This window comes from Streptococcus anginosus subsp. whileyi MAS624, assembly GCF_000478925.1.
GTDB lineage: Bacteria > Bacillota > Bacilli > Lactobacillales > Streptococcaceae > Streptococcus > Streptococcus whileyi.
In genome coordinates, this window is record NZ_AP013072.1 from 1,336,507 (window position 1) to 1,352,561 (window position 16,055).

14 protein-coding genes and 1 pseudogene are annotated in these 16,055 nt (G+C 39.2%); 4 read left to right on the forward strand and 11 right to left on the reverse strand.

Annotation, left to right across the window (positions count from 1 at the left end; genetic code table 11):
* The first annotated feature begins 151 nt into the window (after positions 1–151).
* The 4 genes from gorA (at position 152) to ANG_RS06820 (ending at position 3,550) form a co-directional block, all read left to right on the forward strand.
* Positions 152–1,501: a glutathione-disulfide reductase gene (gorA, locus tag ANG_RS06805; RefSeq protein ID WP_003037880.1), complete on the forward strand. Its 1,350-nt coding sequence runs from the start codon at positions 152–154 to the stop codon at positions 1,499–1,501.
* Positions 1,502–1,998: 497 nt separating this feature from the next.
* Positions 1,999–2,535, forward strand: a complete 537-nt coding sequence (locus tag ANG_RS06810) for a biotin transporter BioY (protein ID WP_020999562.1) — start codon at positions 1,999–2,001, stop codon at positions 2,533–2,535.
* 155 nt (positions 2,536–2,690) lie between these two features.
* Positions 2,691–3,164: a GNAT family N-acetyltransferase gene (locus ANG_RS06815; RefSeq protein WP_003037956.1), complete on the forward strand. Its 474-nt coding sequence runs from the start codon at positions 2,691–2,693 to the stop codon at positions 3,162–3,164.
* Between the two features lie 101 nt (positions 3,165–3,265).
* The gene (locus tag ANG_RS06820) at positions 3,266–3,550 is read left to right on the forward strand and encodes an MFS transporter (protein ID WP_051148228.1); all 285 of its coding nucleotides are present in this window, start codon (positions 3,266–3,268) and stop codon (positions 3,548–3,550) included.
* Between the two features lie 145 nt (positions 3,551–3,695).
* Here ANG_RS06820 and pynA read toward each other — a convergent pair whose 3' ends face one another.
* The 11 genes and pseudogenes from pynA to ANG_RS06875 all read right to left on the reverse strand — a co-directional run bounded on the left by pynA (position 3,696) and on the right by ANG_RS06875 (position 16,052).
* Positions 3,696–4,385, reverse strand: coding sequence for a pyrimidine 5'-nucleotidase PynA (gene pynA / locus ANG_RS06825; protein WP_003037959.1), 690 nt, complete (start codon positions 4,383–4,385; stop codon positions 3,696–3,698).
* A gap of 31 nt (positions 4,386–4,416) precedes the next feature.
* On the reverse strand, positions 4,417–5,001 hold the full coding sequence (locus ANG_RS06830) for a hypothetical protein (protein ID WP_038677433.1): 585 nt from the start codon (positions 4,999–5,001) through the stop codon (positions 4,417–4,419).
* 372 nt (positions 5,002–5,373) lie between these two features.
* Positions 5,374–5,936: pseudogene (locus tag ANG_RS06835) on the reverse strand (TMEM175 family protein).
* Positions 5,937–6,080: 144 nt separating this feature from the next.
* Complete coding sequence (locus tag ANG_RS06840; RefSeq protein ID WP_003037843.1) at positions 6,081–6,863, reverse strand: nucleotidyltransferase domain-containing protein; 783 nt, start codon at positions 6,861–6,863, stop codon at positions 6,081–6,083.
* A 90-nt stretch (positions 6,864–6,953) separates the two neighbouring features.
* Positions 6,954–9,359: a phenylalanine--tRNA ligase subunit beta gene (pheT, locus tag ANG_RS06845; RefSeq protein ID WP_003037849.1), complete on the reverse strand. Its 2,406-nt coding sequence runs from the start codon at positions 9,357–9,359 to the stop codon at positions 6,954–6,956.
* 123 nt (positions 9,360–9,482) lie between these two features.
* Positions 9,483–10,010, reverse strand: a complete 528-nt coding sequence (locus ANG_RS06850) for a GNAT family N-acetyltransferase (protein WP_025271850.1) — start codon at positions 10,008–10,010, stop codon at positions 9,483–9,485.
* Between the two features lie 5 nt (positions 10,011–10,015).
* The gene (gene pheS, locus ANG_RS06855; protein WP_003037918.1) at positions 10,016–11,062 is read right to left on the reverse strand and encodes a phenylalanine--tRNA ligase subunit alpha; all 1,047 of its coding nucleotides are present in this window, start codon (positions 11,060–11,062) and stop codon (positions 10,016–10,018) included.
* Positions 11,063–11,367: 305 nt separating this feature from the next.
* Positions 11,368–13,233 carry an ABC-F family ATP-binding cassette domain-containing protein gene (locus tag ANG_RS06860; protein ID WP_003037886.1) on the reverse strand — a complete coding sequence of 622 codons (1,866 nt, stop codon included), beginning with the start codon at positions 13,231–13,233 and terminating at the stop codon, positions 11,368–11,370.
* Positions 13,230–14,429 (reverse strand): CCA tRNA nucleotidyltransferase, encoded by a 1,200-nt coding sequence (locus tag ANG_RS06865; RefSeq protein ID WP_003037933.1) that lies wholly within the window; start codon positions 14,427–14,429, stop codon positions 13,230–13,232. Before ANG_RS06865 ends, ANG_RS06860 begins: the two co-directional genes overlap by 4 nt.
* On the reverse strand, positions 14,426–15,193 hold the full coding sequence (gene dapB / locus ANG_RS06870; RefSeq protein WP_003037943.1) for a 4-hydroxy-tetrahydrodipicolinate reductase: 768 nt from the start codon (positions 15,191–15,193) through the stop codon (positions 14,426–14,428). The genes ANG_RS06865 and dapB overlap by 4 nt, the downstream gene beginning before the upstream one ends.
* 10 nt (positions 15,194–15,203) lie before the next feature.
* The gene (locus ANG_RS06875; RefSeq protein ID WP_025271851.1) at positions 15,204–16,052 is read right to left on the reverse strand and encodes a DegV family protein; all 849 of its coding nucleotides are present in this window, start codon (positions 16,050–16,052) and stop codon (positions 15,204–15,206) included.
* Positions 16,053–16,055 lie beyond the last annotated feature (3 nt).

Here is a 16,055-nt window from a genome sequence, read left to right on the forward strand (position 1 = left end):
CTTCTTTCTAGTTATTTTGTATTGTATTAAATATATAACACAATAATACAGTTGAATAATCAAGCCTTTCATCAATTTTTGTAGCAGATTTTTGCAATCATTTTCCAAAAACGTTACAATAATTTCATATTACAGATAAAAGGAGACTCGTATGAGAACATTTGACATCATTGCTATTGGGGGCGGTAGTGGAGGAATTGCGACCATGAACCGTGCTGGAGAACACGGTGCAAAAGCTGCCGTTATTGAAGAAAAGAAATTAGGGGGCACCTGTGTCAACGTCGGCTGTGTTCCTAAAAAAATCATGTGGTATGGCGCCCAGATTGCCGAAGCCATTCGCGATTATGGACCAGACTATGGTTTTACTTCGGATAATCAGCAGTTTGACTTTAAGACGCTTCGGAAGAATCGCGAAGCCTATATTGATCGTGCCCGCAATTCTTACAATAATAGTTTCAATCGAAATGGCGTCGAGCTGATTGAAGGTCGCGCTAAATTCATAGACCGTCATACGGTTGAAGTCAACGGCGAGCTTATCCAAGCCAAGCACATTGTCATCGCAACTGGTGCTCACCCTCATATTCCAGCAGTATCCGGAGCAGAATTCGGTGAAACCTCTGACGATGTTTTTGCATGGGAAAAACTCCCTCAATCCGTTGCCATTCTTGGTGCCGGCTATATCGCAGTTGAACTAGCTGGACTTCTTCATGCTCTGGGTGTAAAAACAGACCTTTTCGTTCGTCGAGATCGTCCTCTCCGCAATTTTGATTCTTATATCATCGATGGTCTTGTGGAAGAAATGAAGAAATCAGGTCCTACTCTACATACGCACAAAATACCAGAAAGGCTTGAAAAACTTGAAAACGGAGCGATTCGCATTACCTTCGAGGACGGAACGAGCCACACCGCTCAACACGTCATCTGGGCAACTGGGCGGACTGCAAACACCAAAGGGTTGAATTTAGAGGCGGCTGGTGTTACCCTAAATTCTCGTGGCTTTATAGCAGTTGACGAATTTCAAAATACAGCAACATCGGGTATTTATGCTCTAGGAGATGTTACAGGCGAAAAAGAATTAACCCCTGTTGCTATCAAAGCAGGTCGTACCTTAGCCGAACGCTTATTTAATGGAAAAACTGAAGCTAAAATGGATTATTCTAACATTCCAACTGTTGTCTTCTCTCACCCAGCGATTGGTACAGTTGGCTTGACCGAAGAGCAGGCGATTCAACAATACGGAGCAGAAAGTATCCATATTTACACTTCTAACTTTGCTTCCATGTATTCAGCTGTCACCCAACACCGACAACAAGCCAAGTTCAAGCTCATTACAATGGGGATAGATGAGAAAATCATTGGTCTCCACGGAATTGGCTATGGAGTTGATGAGATGATTCAAGGCTTTGCAGTTGCTATCAAAATGGGAGCTACCAAAGCAGATTTTGATGCGACTGTCGCCATTCACCCAACCGGTTCAGAAGAGTTTGTCACCATGCGTTAATCGTAGAGACGCTTCTCATAAATATCTTCCTCCCCGAAATTTTCCAACTTTATCTCAATAGTCAGAATTGCAACCAGCGCTTCTGACTATTTTAGTTTACACGATAACTTCTTCTCATTCCATAACTTATTCTTTCATTTTATCCGCTAATCTTACATTTTTGTAAGATTCCTTTTTCCTGTGATTTTTTAGTTAATAAAGAGGTACAGTTTGTTATGATAATATCAAAGCGATTATACGAGGAGGTGCTTTTATGCAAAAGACAAAAACAATTCTGACAACTGTCTTACTTATCTTTTTAAATGTCTTTGGACTAATTGCATTTTTGATATTATTCCTTCGCAGTAAAAATAAAAGGAAAGCAATATCTCAGAAAAAGTAAACATTTTGACAAAAAGGTGAATTCAGTCTATGCTTTTGCCTTTTTATTTAACCCTTGACATTTTCCTTATTTGTTTTATAATAGTTACCATATTATAAAACAAAGGGTTACAATTATGAAAAAATCATTTACTCTCGTCCTTTCTGCTATTAGCGCAGCTTTGATAGCCGTTTTTGCTCAAATTACCATTCCTATCGGTCCAGTTCCTTTTGCTTTGCAAAATATGGCAATTGGCTTAGTGGCTACTATTTTTCATCGAAAAGAAGCTCTATTAGCAGTCGCTCTTTATCTTCTCTTAGGCGCTATCGGTCTTCCTGTCTTTGCAGGAGGAAGCGGTGGATTTCAAGCACTTGTCGGTCCAAATGCAGGTTATCTCTGGTTTTATTTGTTCTACGCCCTAATAACAGCTAGTCTAACTTCCAAAAATAGCAGCTTTTTAACGATATTCGTATCAAATCTACTCGGAGATGCTTTGGTTTTTGTCGGTGGTGTACTTGGTTTAATGTTTCTAGCAGGTTTTCAACTTGATAAAGCTATTACAGTCGGAGTCATCCCCTTCATTTTACCAGATTTCATAAAACTGATTGCAATTAGCTTTATCAGTATACCTATTTTTAAAAGCTTAAAAGATCATCCCTACTTTAAAAATTGATAAAGTTGTCTCACTCCCATTATTAGAACTCACGTGCTGTGGGTTCTTTTTACATTGCTCAAAAAGATTTTTTCATTTTCTTCTTGACAAAAATGACCAACAGTCCTATTATATTTTTAAAAAAAATAACCGACGGTCACCAAAAGGAGCTCACCATGCCTATTAGAAAAGCAGTCCCAAGCGATATTCCAGCACTCAATAATCTCTTAGAGCAAGTCTTGCTTGTTCATCACAACGTCCGACCAGACATTTTCAAAGAGAGTGGTCGCAAATTCAACGATGAACAATTGAAAACACTGATGTCTCAAGAACATACACCAATCTTTGTCTATGAAAATGAAGAAGGTAAAATCTTGGGTCACCTCTTTTGCATCATTAAAGAACCACACAGTCTCGTATTGACACCTATCAAAACACTTTTCATTGAAGACCTTTGCGTTGATGAAAGTGCTCGTGGTCAAAAAATTGGTGAGCAGCTTTGCCGTTTTGCAGAAGAATTTGCCCAAGAAATGGACTGTTACAACTTAACCCTTAATGTATGGAATGATAACGCTGGTGCCTTACGGTTTTATGAACATCAAGGTTTTGAACCACAAGAAACCATCATGGAAAAAGTTTTTAAAAAATAGGAAAAGTTCATGAGTAAGAGAGAAGAGAAGAAAACGGCGACAAAGCAGAACATTACGTTTTTTTCTTCGGTATCAATATTATCGGAGTTTCAATCATCAGTATGCTTAATCGTCGGTTAGTTGATCGTTTTTCTCTACGAAATCTCTTGCGCACTGCCACTAGCTGTGCTCTTGTTTTTGCTCTTTTACTACTACTGTTTAATATTGGAAATTTTCGTAGTCTTTGGGCAGTCGTCTTTCCTATGCTTCTCATTTTTAGTACCAATGGTATCGTTGCAGCATGTTCAAATGCCGCAGCTCTCAATAGCGCAGAGGATTCGATGACAGGTTCAGCAGCCGCTCTCCTTGGCTCTCTCCAATACGGAAGTGGGATCCTTTCTTCCTAGCTCCTCGCTCTTTTTTCAGATGGCCACTCCTAAAGCCATGGTAGTCATTATTTTTCTAGCCATTCTAGCTTCTACTCTAATGGCTTGGATAGCACGAAAATAAACTATAAAATAATAAGACAGAGGTGATATGATCTCTGTCTTATTATTTTATCAGCAAATCCAACAAATCTTGATAGGACTGAAAATTATAAGTCGGTTTCGCTTGCGTATGATTACTCAAACTTTTAGGATTATACCAAGCCGTATCAATGCCTGCATTGTTCCCGCCCGCTATGTCTGCTGTCAAAGAATCTCCAATCATTAGAGTTCGATTTTTGTCAAAATTTGGTATTAGCTCTGCTATTTTTTCAAAAAATAGAGCATCGGGTTTTTGCGTGTGGAGTTGCTCAGAGATGAAAATCTGATTAAAATAGGGGGAGATATCCGAGTGAGCCAGTCGACCAGTCTGAATGAAACCGATACCATTGGTAGCAGCGTAAAGTTCATAATCTGCCTCTGTCAAAACATCCAAGAGCTCACTAGCTCCAGTATAGGTCTGACCATGCTGGGCAATATGCTGCTGGTAATGGAGAGCCAACTCGGCACCGTCCTTATCCATACCAAAGTGGTTAAAGAGACGAGAAAAGCGCGTATTAATCAGTTCAGATTTGGTCAGTTTTTCCTGTTCCAAGTCCCGCCAAAGAGCTTTATTCATAGGAATATAGTAGTCTTTATAAGCCTGAATATCAGCCACACCCTGCTCTTTTAGAAAAGCAGTCAAAGCCAAATCCTCCGCCAAATCAAAATCTAACAAGGTATGGTCAAGATCGAATAGTAGAAATTTGTAATGCAATTTTGTCGTTTTCCTTTCTAGGGGATACAAACTATTTATAATTATTTGGAAAATATTCTTTTCCCAGCTGCCATAAATATTGGTCTATTTGTTTAAGATTGAATTGCTCTAGTCCGTAATAACTTCTAAAGGTCAGAATTAGGTTCTTGAATTGCTGGTAATCCTTTAAATCAGCATTCTTAAACTTTGCAAAATGATCTGTTTTTCTAAAGTACTTCAACACCTTTTCAACATAACTATCGTATATGGGATAGGCTAAAGGATTGTGATGCGAGCAATACTTAGTTGCAAAAGAATAGAATTTTCGCTGCACACCTTCTTTTATGGTTATATTTTGAATTTCATTTACTAGAAAAATATCACCACGCTTCAACCTCTCATCAATATCAAGTGATAAAATATGTTTTGCTACAGGAAATATTGAAAAAATATTAGTACTATAAAAGTCATTTAGTGTTGCAACCTTTAACAGAATATCTGAAATATCTGTATTTTTCGGTGATAGTTCAAAAAACAAGCGATCTAATGCAGTTTCTTGTAATTTATAGCTTTCAAGGTTAGCCCACTCTTGCAAATACTTTTCAACTTCCATGACAGTTGGTCTAGGCACAAGCATGGTACTTCGAGAAGTCTGTAAAACAGAAAGAACAGAATCTGTTAAAGAATCATAGGTATGTCTATCGTCATGACGAATAATAATTTCTTCTGTCTCTAGTTTTTTTAATTCATCTAAGATATTCAATGTGTGATTTTCCTCTCCGTAGATAGATTCAGCAAGTTCACGTTGTTTCATTGACCTACTTTTCAAGAGCTCAATAATTGTTTCTTTTTATTCCATTGTTATCTTGAACTTCCACACTATTCCTAGTTATAATTTGCTAGACTTATTATATCATACAGTATTAACAAACAGTGTTTTTCATAATCAGCTACTTCATCTTCAAATTTTGGGCTTATTAGAAAAAAGCTGGAACAACACTCTCTTCATTTATAATCTAAATTGATTTGGAATGACAAGTACACAAAGTGTAATGAGCACTGAAAATATTTCTGCAGCTGGGAAAATCGTCAACGAAAGAATGATTCCTAAAATCTTAATTGCAATGTCCCACTTCATCCAATGCAAACGACTGATATTCAATTGTTCAATTTCTGCTGTTTGATTGACTTCGACCAATGTGTGATAATACCAAAGGACTGAGAATGAAATCAACAGAACAATGACTCCATAAAATACTCGCATAGTAGCATTGTTAAAATTTGAAGCAACTAATTTTGTCATATAAGGGAAAAATGATGAAAAGAAAAGCATGACTATAGCAGCCCAGACTGTTTTTTGACTAATCTTCTCCACTACCTGCGATGAAGAGTGAAAATTTACCCACATGGCACCGAGCCAGAAAAAGGACAATCCATAGGCAAAAAAATTAGTTCTGAGCTCCCATAGGCCTTGTAAATCAAAGGTTCTCGGCTTTTCCAGTTTCAATACCAAAATGGTCATAATAATAGCAATCACCGCATCAATAAAAGCCCTAAACGCTCTTTATCCATTACTTGACGATTCATTTTTCTCTCCTTTTAAATAGTTCTTTAAAATATGTGACATTATACCACTTTTACAGTTGTAAATCAAAAACATTTAAAAACGACCCAAGCCGTTTTTTTAGTACTTAACAACTCAATTGGCAGAAAATTCTATGATAGAATTTCTTCTAAATTTGCAATAATTTCCCTTAATTGTTTTTCAAGAATTTCAGGGCTAGCAGTAGTGCTCATTAGTAAAGTATTTAAAGATTGCTCAAATTGATTAGGAAGAAGGCTCGCATGCGCTGCTGCATATGACATCATTCTCTTCTCACCGGGGTGAGTCAATTCATTAACTGCGAAAATGATGTCAAAATAGGATTCTAAACAGGCTGCTACACGATGATTGACACTGACAAAGTCTTTTCGTTTTGCTGCTTTTAAAATCTGCGTATCGTAGGACGGCAAATGTCCGGTTAACAAACTAAAATTTCGTGAAATAATGTTGTCTTTTAATTTTGGAGGAAAAGGAACGTCAAACCGTTTTTTCAGTTTTCCGAACTCTCCGTTAGCATCATAAAGAATCTTACAGGTTTTTAAATTGTGCCAAAAGCAGGTGGTGTAGCCATTTCCTGCTTGATGTTTTTCGACAACATTTTCAATATCTTGCGCAAAATCACGAATGTCCCGATAAAGAATATCAATATCAATGCCATTATTTAAGGTACAGTCGTCTTCCAATTCCCAAAATTGATTGCTTATTTCCATATAAGAACAATATTGGGTCAAAATCAACTTCCGACTGTCTTCATCTGGAATGCTCGTGCAGTAAATATATAAATCATAGTCCGAGGTCTCATCATAAGTTTCTCCGCTACGAGATCCGCCTAAGGCAATCGCTGTCACTTCTGGTAAATTGGAAAATGCTTTCCAAAGTTGTGTAAAAACTGTCATTTTCTCCTCCGATATAAAACTTTTCCTTATTATACATTATATTACTACAAGAAAAGACTCCTAAACTTCAATTTAGGAGCTTTTCATGTCTTACCGCACTTCTGCACCAATCGTTTCTTCAAGAGACTTTTGGATTTTTTCCATATAACGAGCTACTTCCTCATCTTCTAGCGTATCCTCTGGATTTTGGAAAGTTAAGGTGTAAGCCATTGATTTCATGCCGAGTCCCAGTTTTTCACCTGAGAAGACGTCAAATAATTTGATATCTGTCAAGCGTTTCACACCAGCAGCCTCAATAGCTTCAACGACTTCTTTGTGACTGATTTCTGCTTTCAGAAGCAGTGCTATATCACGTGTTACAGCTGGGAATTTGGTAATTTCTACAAATGGTTTTGCTGGTTGAATCGCTTTTTCAATAGCTGTTAGGTTGATTTCTGCTACATACGTTTCTGGGATATTATAATCCTTAGCAGTTACTGGATGAACTTGACCGACAAAACCAATGACTTGTCCGTCTAGTGAAATAGTCGCTGTACGACCTGGATGCATACTAGTTAATGCTTGCGTCGTTGTGTACTCTACTTTTAGACCCAGACGGTCAAAAAGTGCTTCCAGAATTCCTTTTGCATAAAAGAAATCAACTGGTATAGCAGATGTTTGAAAATCCTTTTCAGTAACCAAACCTGTCAAAGCAAAGGCAAAGCTGTTAATTTCAGTCGGCAATTCTTCCTGTGGATTCCCCTTTTGCTCGAAGACTTTTCCGATTTCATACAGAGCCAAGTCCTTATTTTTACGTGCTACATTATAGGCAACGGTATCCACAATGCCAGCTACCATATTTTGACGAAGGACACTGCGATCTACTGTCATAGGCCACATTAACTCTGTCAAGTTACTTGGGTTGGTGCTGAATTGCACAGCTTTTTCAGGAGTGGTCAAAGCATAGGTGATAACTTCTGTCAGACCAGCACCTTCTGCTACTGTACGAACCTTGCGGCGGAGTTTTTGGGTTTCTGTCAATTCACCAGCTGTTCCGTCATCTTTAGGCAAGGTTGCTGGTAATTTATCATAACCATAGATACGCGCAATCTCCTCATAAAGGTCTGCTTCAATATGAATGTCCCAACGACGGCGTGGTACGCTGACTGTGAATTCCTCTGCATTGCCAGTAAGACCAAAACCAAGACGGCGGAAAACATCTTCAATATCTGTATAAGTTAATTCCGTTCCAAGTACACGATTGACATCTGCCAATGTTGAAACAACTTCAACATCTGATGTGTCCACTTGACCCGCTGAGACGATACCGGCTTGTACCGTTGCACCTGCAAGATCTGCAATCATACTAGCTGCAGCATCTAGAGCTTCTGTTACTGTCGCTAGGTTAATTCCTTTTTCAAAGCGAGAGGATGATTCTGAACGAAGATTGAGACGTCCGCTCGTCTTACGAATGGAAGTTCCGTCAAAAACTGCTGCTTCAAGCACTACACGGCTTGATTGAGAAGAAATTTCCGTTGCAGCTCCACCCATGACACCAGCAAGAGCGACTGGCTTATCTGCTACCGCAATCACAAGATCGCTCGTTTCTAATTCGCGCTCTTCGTCATCAAGAGTTACTAATTTTTCGCCCGTACACGCTTCACGCACCACAATTTGATTGCCCTCAAAAGTATCTAAATCAAAGGCGTGCATTGGTTGTCCAAAGTAAAGTAGAATATAATTTGTCACATCTACCACATTGTTGATAGGACGAATCCCTGCATTCATAAGCAGATTTTGAAGCCATTGCGGACTTGGAGCAATGGTTACATTTTCCAAAATACGTGCTGCATAAAAAGGCGCCTTGTCCGTTTCAATCGCAACAGAGAGCTGTTCTCCAGCTTGATCTTGTGTTTCCAACAACGGAAAATCTTTAAAATGAACTGACTTGTCGTAGATAGCTGCTACCTCATACGCTACTCCACGCATTGAAAGCGCATCTGCACGGTTCGGTGTGATAGAAAGCTCAATAATTTCATCATCTAAGTCAAGGTAAGGAAAAACGGAATCCCCTGGCACAGCTTCTTTTGGTAGGATTTGAATGCCGTCGGAAAATTCTTTTGGAACAACCGAGTCCGAAATGCCTAATTCTCCAAGGGAACAAATCATTCCAAGGGATTCTAACCCACGAATTTTTCCTTTTTTAATCTTGTAATTATCTGCAATACGAGCTCCTGGAAGAGCTACCATAACCTTGATTCCCGTTCGTACATTTGGAGCGCCGCAAACGATTTGTCGAAGCGCTTCTTCGCCAACATTCACTTGACAGACATGTAAGTGCGTCTCAGGTACATCTTCACAGCTAATCACTTCACCAACTACAATTTTTGACAATCCCTCAGCAGGAGAACTGACCCCTTCTACTTCAATCCCTGTCGTTGACATTTTTTCAGCTAATTCTTCACTCAGAACAGTTACGTCAACTAGTTCTTTTAACCATTTATAACTTACTAGCATAATTCATCTATATGAGTGCATAGAAATCTTTGAGAACTACTGTTTCTGCTCAAAAATTTTGCCTCATATTATTTCCTTTCTTTTTGAGGCTGGGACAAGTTCCCAAGCCAAGTGCTTTTTCGCTTAATTTAATTCTTTCCGAATGAGCCAGTCAATATCAACCGTTTCACCAGTCGCATATTCATGCTCACTAAAACGCTTAAAACTATATTTAAAGTAAAAGTTTTGTGCCTTAAAATTCTTTTCCCAAACACCTAACCAAACCCACGAAAACTTTCGTTTAGTAGCTTCTTGCATGGCAAAATCAAACATTTCCTTGCCAAAACCCTGTCCTTGATGAGATTTCAAAACATAAATCCGATGAACCTCAAAAGCATTCTCCATTGAGTGTTCTACCTCTACGGGCTCAGTCTGTGCTTGCCCCCAGTTAAATTTGAGAAAACCAACTATCTTTTCTTTCTCATCCAGTGCAAAATAGGTCTCCGACTCTGCTTGCGCCAAATCCTTCTGAATCTGCTCAAGGGAGAGTTCATGGGTAAAATAATCTTGCATATCTTCCGCTTTGATATAAGGGCCGAAAGTTTCTTGATAAGTTTGCACTTCCAGTTCTCGTAGAACTTCAGCCTGTTCTTCTTTTACTTTTACTAACATAGCATTTATTTAAATTGTTCTGAAAAACGAACATCACCTTGATAGAAGCCACGAATGTCATTGATACCGTAGCGCAGCATAGCCACCCGTTCTTGACCCAGCCCAAAAGCAAAACCAGAATAAACATCCGGATCAATGCCACTCATTTCAAGGACGCGTGGGTGTACCATTCCAGCTCCCATAATTTCAATCCAGCCAGTCTTTTTGCAAACATTGCATCCTTGCCCACCGCATTTAAAGCAAGAAACATCCACCTCAACAGACGGCTCTGTAAATGGGAAATAAGACGGACGCAGACGAATACTGCGGTCTTCTCCAAACATTTTTTGCACAATGAGCTGCAATGTTCCTTGAAGGTCTGCCATAGAAATATTTTTCCCGACAACCAAACCTTCAATTTGATGAAATTGATGAGAATGCGTCGCATCGTCCGTATCCCGTCGGAACACACGCCCTGGCGAGATCATTTTCAGAGGACCTTTAGAAAAATCATGAGCGTCCATAGCACGAGCTTGAACTGGGCTGGTGTGAGTACGCAGCAAAATTTCTTCTGTAATGTAAAAAGTATCCTGCATGTCACGCGCTGGGTGGTCTTTTGGTAAATTCATCCGCTCAAAGTTGTAATAGTCTGTTTCGACTTCAAAACCATCTACAACTTGATAACCCATCCCAATAAAAATATCTTCAATTTCTTCACTTGTCTGGCTAAGAACATGACGATTCCCAGCAAGAATTTTCCGACCCGGAAGCGTTACATCTATTGACTCCTTAGCCAACTGATTGGCAACTTTTTGTTCTTCTAGTAGCTTTGCAGATTCTTCAAAAGCAGCGGTCAAAATATCCCGTGCTTCATTGACATGCTTCCCAATAATCGGACGCATATCGGCAGAGACGTCTTTCATTCCTTTTAAAATCTCTGTTAAAGAGCCTTTCTTTCCAAGGACAGAAACACGCAGATTCTGCATTTCTTTTTCATTTTCAGTTGAAATTTTTTTCAGCGACGCCAGAGTTTCTTCTCTAAGCTTATTTAATTGTTCCTCAATGGTTGACATAATTCCTCCAAATATAAAAACCGCATGCCAAACTCCATAAGCGGAGCGTTGACACGCGGTACCATCCGTTTTTATCTGGTTTCCCAGACCTTAATTCTCAATCCTATTGCAAGTGAATTCACCTAGTTTTCATCTAAAGAGCTCTCAGTCTCTAGCTCTTCTCCCTGTCAAACTTCCCCTAAGCTACTAGTCTTGCGGATTCTTATTTAATTAGTTGATATTATACCAAATTTTATAGGACTTGTAAATAGACCTTGTTTAAAAATGCAATCACACTCGACACACATTACATGCAGTAGTCAAGTCTATACTAACTCGCTCAAGTATTCATAGCGCTCATATTTCTCCAAAAGTAAATCGTTTTTGCCATCCAACTCTTTTTGGAGTTCAGCGAGCCGACCGAAGTCCGAAGCATATTCCTGCATTTCCCGCTCAATAGCTGCAATGTCCTCCTCAAGCTTCTCTATATCTCCCTCAATAGACTCCCACTCCTGTTTTTCAAAGTAGCTTAAGCGCTTCTTTTCCTCTCGCACTTTAGCTACTTTTTCCTTTTCAAGTTGTTGGGAAATGGCAGAGCTCTCTAGCTCAAACGCCTTTTCATCCAGATAATCAGTATAATTACCGAAATATTCTCTGATAGTTCCCTCTTCAAAAGCTAAAATCTTATCTGCTACTTTATCAAGGAAATACCGATCGTGACTAACAGTCATAACTGGGCCGGCAAAGCTTTGCAAAAAATTTTCCAGCACCGTTAATGTCGCGATATCTAAGTCATTAGTTGGCTCATCCAACAGCAAAACATTCGGCTTTTCCAACAATAACTTGAGAAGATAGAGCCGCTTTTTCTCTCCTCCGGATAATTTTTCAATCAAAGTTCCATGAGTGGAACGAGGAAAGAGAAATTGTTCCAAGAGTTCGGCAATTGATGTCGTCCCCGCAGATGTCTTAACTTCTTCTGCGACTTCCTGCAAGAAATTGATAACGCGTTTGGACTCATCCAACCCTTCAATTTGCTGTGAGAAATAAGCCACACGAACCGTCTCACCAATGATCAGTTGACCAGATTGAGGTGCTAATTTCCCAGCAATCAGATTGAGCAAGGTGGATTTCCCAACTCCATTATCCCCCACAATCCCAATCCGATCTTTATTTTGAACTAACAAATTGAAATGAGAAAGAATCTTCTTGTCACCATAAGCAAAGCCCATATCTTTAAATTCAATCACTTTCTTCCCAATCCGACTGGTCTCGAAATTCATTTCTAAGTCTTTCTGAGTCGCTTGATCAGACAAATCCTTTTTCAAATCTTGAAAACGATTGATTCGAGCTTGCTGCTTGGTTGCTCTAGCCTGTGGCTGGCGACGCATCCAGGACAATTCCTGCTTATAAAGCTGTTGTTTTTTATGGAGAAAGGCAGCATCTCGCTCGTCTTGTTCTGCTTTCAAACGGACGTAATCTTGATAATTTCCTTGATATTCAAGCAAATCTCCGCTGTCCAATTCAAAAATCCGTGTCGAAACATGATCTAGAAAATAGCGGTCATGGGTAATAAAGAGAACCGTTTTTTTGGAATTCTTCAAAAAATTTGTCAGCCATTCGATGCTATCAATATCCAAATGGTTGGTCGGCTCATCAAGGAGCAATAAGTCATCGTCTCCTAACAAGACTTGTGCCAATTGCACGCGGCGTCGCAAACCACCTGACAGGTCGCCGACCTTAGCAGATAAGTCGTTCAAACCTAGCTTCGACAAAACAGTCTTAACTTGACTTTCAATTTCCCATGCTTGAAGAGCATCCATTTCAGCCATAATCTTCTCTAAACGAGATTGATTGCTTTCATCATAGTTAGACAGCAATAACTCATACTCACGAATAAGCTGCATTTCTCGCAGATTGCTTGATAAAACCGTATCTAGTACCGTTTTGTCGTCATCAAAGTGCGGTTCTTGGGTTAAGTAGCCAATCTTATAGCCCGATTTAGCTGAAAAAGGATTAATGTCCCCATCAAATCCAGATTTTCCAGACAGAACATTCAAAAGGGTCGTTTTTCCAGTTCCATTAACCCCAATCAAGCCAATCCGATCCAAACTATGAATAATAAAGGAAATATTTTTAAAAACAGTCTTATCTCCCACCGTTTTAGTCAACTTTTCAACAATAAAGTCACTCATCTTCTCTCCTCTACAAAAGCTAAAATAGCTTCAAGGCAGTTGTCCAAGGTACCATTCACAATAGCTGTCTCAATCTCAGTCAAGAGATGTCCTAAAGCAGGACTCGGCTTAAAGCCAAATTCTTTGATTAACAGACCACCATTGACGACAATTTCATGTTTATCATGAATCGTTAGTGAATCATAAGTAGAATGAATCTTTTCAAAATTAACAGCTAATCCCTGTGCTTGACGAATTTCTTCTGCTTGTATCATCAGGTCCAATTCAAAACGATAGCATTCTTCTTTATCCAGAAAATGCGTTTGGCGAATATTATAAATCGTGACAATTTGCTCTACGCGCTTCTGAAATTCATTTGAAGTTTTCCAATGCTTGAGGAATTTTTTAACATTTTTTACTTGAAGAGCCATTAAAAGAGCAGCCCAAGCTTGTTCTGAACTCGTAAATTGAAAATCTGCTTTAATATCAAACATCGTTTTCAATTGTGATTGGCTGCTGCGCATGTCAGGTAAATAGTCCGTTGCACCACTGGCAAGCAGACTTTTCAATCCTTTACGCCAATAAGACGCTGTCAGTAGTTTGTCAAATTCAATGAAAGTTCGCTCCACAGAAATTTTTTTTAATAGTGGCGCACACATTTTCATAGCCTGAAATGTGTCTGTATCTAATGAAAAGCCTAAGGATGCCTGAAAACGAAATCCTCGCATAATGCGCAAGGCGTCTTCGTTGAAGCGTTCCGAAGGTGTTCCTACAGCACGTAAGATCTGCTGTTTCAGATCATCCAACCCTTCAAATAAATCAATCACATTCCCTGCTTCATCCAAAGCCAAAGCATTGATCGTGAAATCGCGCCGTTTTAAATCTTCTTTTAGAGAACGAACAAACGTGACATGGCTAGGTCTGCGATAGTCTACATAGATATCCTCTGTCCGAAAAGTCGTCACTTCATATTCATGATTGTCTTCTAAGACTAAAACCGTCCCATGCTCAATTCCGACATCAATCGTTCGCTCAAAAATACGTTTGGTTTCTTCTGGATAACTGGAACTTGCAATATCCACATCATGAATCGGTCGATTCAATAAAGCATCGCGAACTGAACCGCCAACAAAATACGCCTCAAAACCGGCATTCTTAATCTTCTTTAATACTGGTAAAGCCTCCTGAAATTCAGAAGGCAGATTTTCTAATCTCATAATAAATATTCCAATCCGTAGACAAGCTCTTTTTTCTTGACCACTTCCTTAATACCTAAATTCACCCCCGTCATGAAAGACTTACGGTCGTACGAATCATGACGAAGTGTCAGTCCCTCACCTTGACCACCAAAGATGACTTCTTGGTGAGCCACCAAGCCTGGTAAACGAACCGAATGAATGCGCATGCCGTCCATTTCTGCGCCACGTGCTCCTTTTAATAACTCTTTTTCGTCCATTGCCCCCTGATGTTTTTGGGGGCGAACCTTGCTAATCAATTCAGCTGTTTTAATCGCTGTGCCGCTCGGCGCATCCTTTTTCTGATCATGATGTAATTCAATGATTTCCACATCTGGAAAATATTTAGCTGCTTGCGTTGCAAATTGCATCAAAAGAACCGCTCCCACAGCAAAATTAGGAGCAATCAAGCCTCCTAGCTCTTTTTGCCGAGAAAACTCAACTAACCCTTTGATTTCATCCGATGTAAATCCAGTCGTTCCGACCACAGGCGCAAAGCCCTGCTCTAATGCAAAACGAGTATTTTCATACGCCACTTTAGGAGTTGTAAAATCAACCCACACATCCGCTTCTACACCACTCAAATCTTCTTTCTGATTAAAAACGGGAACACCAGCTACTTCTTTTTCTGGAGTAAGTGGGTCAAGCAATCCAACGAGCTCTAATGCAGGATCTTCTGTCACCATGTTATAAGCAGCTTGTCCCATTTTTCCTTTGAAACCAGCAATAATGACCTTTATACTCATGGAATTCTCCTTAAATAATCGGAATATAGGCTAAGGCAATACTTCCAGCACCCAAATGAGTTCCAATCACACTACCAAATGTCGCAATCGAAATCTCTCCGGAAACACCATCTTCTAACAATAATTGATGTAAATGTTCTGCTTTTTCCAGTGCATTTCCATGAATAATCATCACTTGGTAATTTCCTTGTGCAGTTTGCTCTTTGACAATCTCAATCAGGCGTTTCGTAGCTTTTTTCTCGGTACGAATCTTTTCATAAACCTCAATAACTCCCTCGTCGTTAAAGTAAAGAATTGGTTTGATACTGAGCAAGTTTCCAAGAATTGCAGCACCGTTAGACAAACGACCACCCTTCACCAAGTGATTTAAGTCATCTACCATGATGAAAGCACCAATTCCCTTAATTTGAACTTCAAGATTGTTTAAAATTTGTTCAAACAATAATCCCTGTTTAGTCCAGTTCAAAATATGCTCCACCATCATTCCAAGTGGCGCACTTGTGATTTTTGAATCCGGAAAAGCAATTTCTAAACTTGGAAATTCATCTTTCAAATACTGGATATTTTGATAAAAACCAGAAATTCCACTCGATAAAAACAAACCAATGACATGAGTATAACCTTGTCCTTCTACTAAAGAAAGGATATTTACTAAGCTAGCAATACTCGGTTGGCTCGTCTTTGGCAATTCACTAGAAGCTGCCATTTTTTGATAAAATTCACTAGCAGAAAAATTTTTTCCTTCAATATACTCAACCCCGTCTATACTAACGGGAATATCTAGGACAAATAAATGCTCATTTTCGACTACTTTATTATCTAAATATGCAGACGAATCAGTAATTACGGCTAATTTCATGCA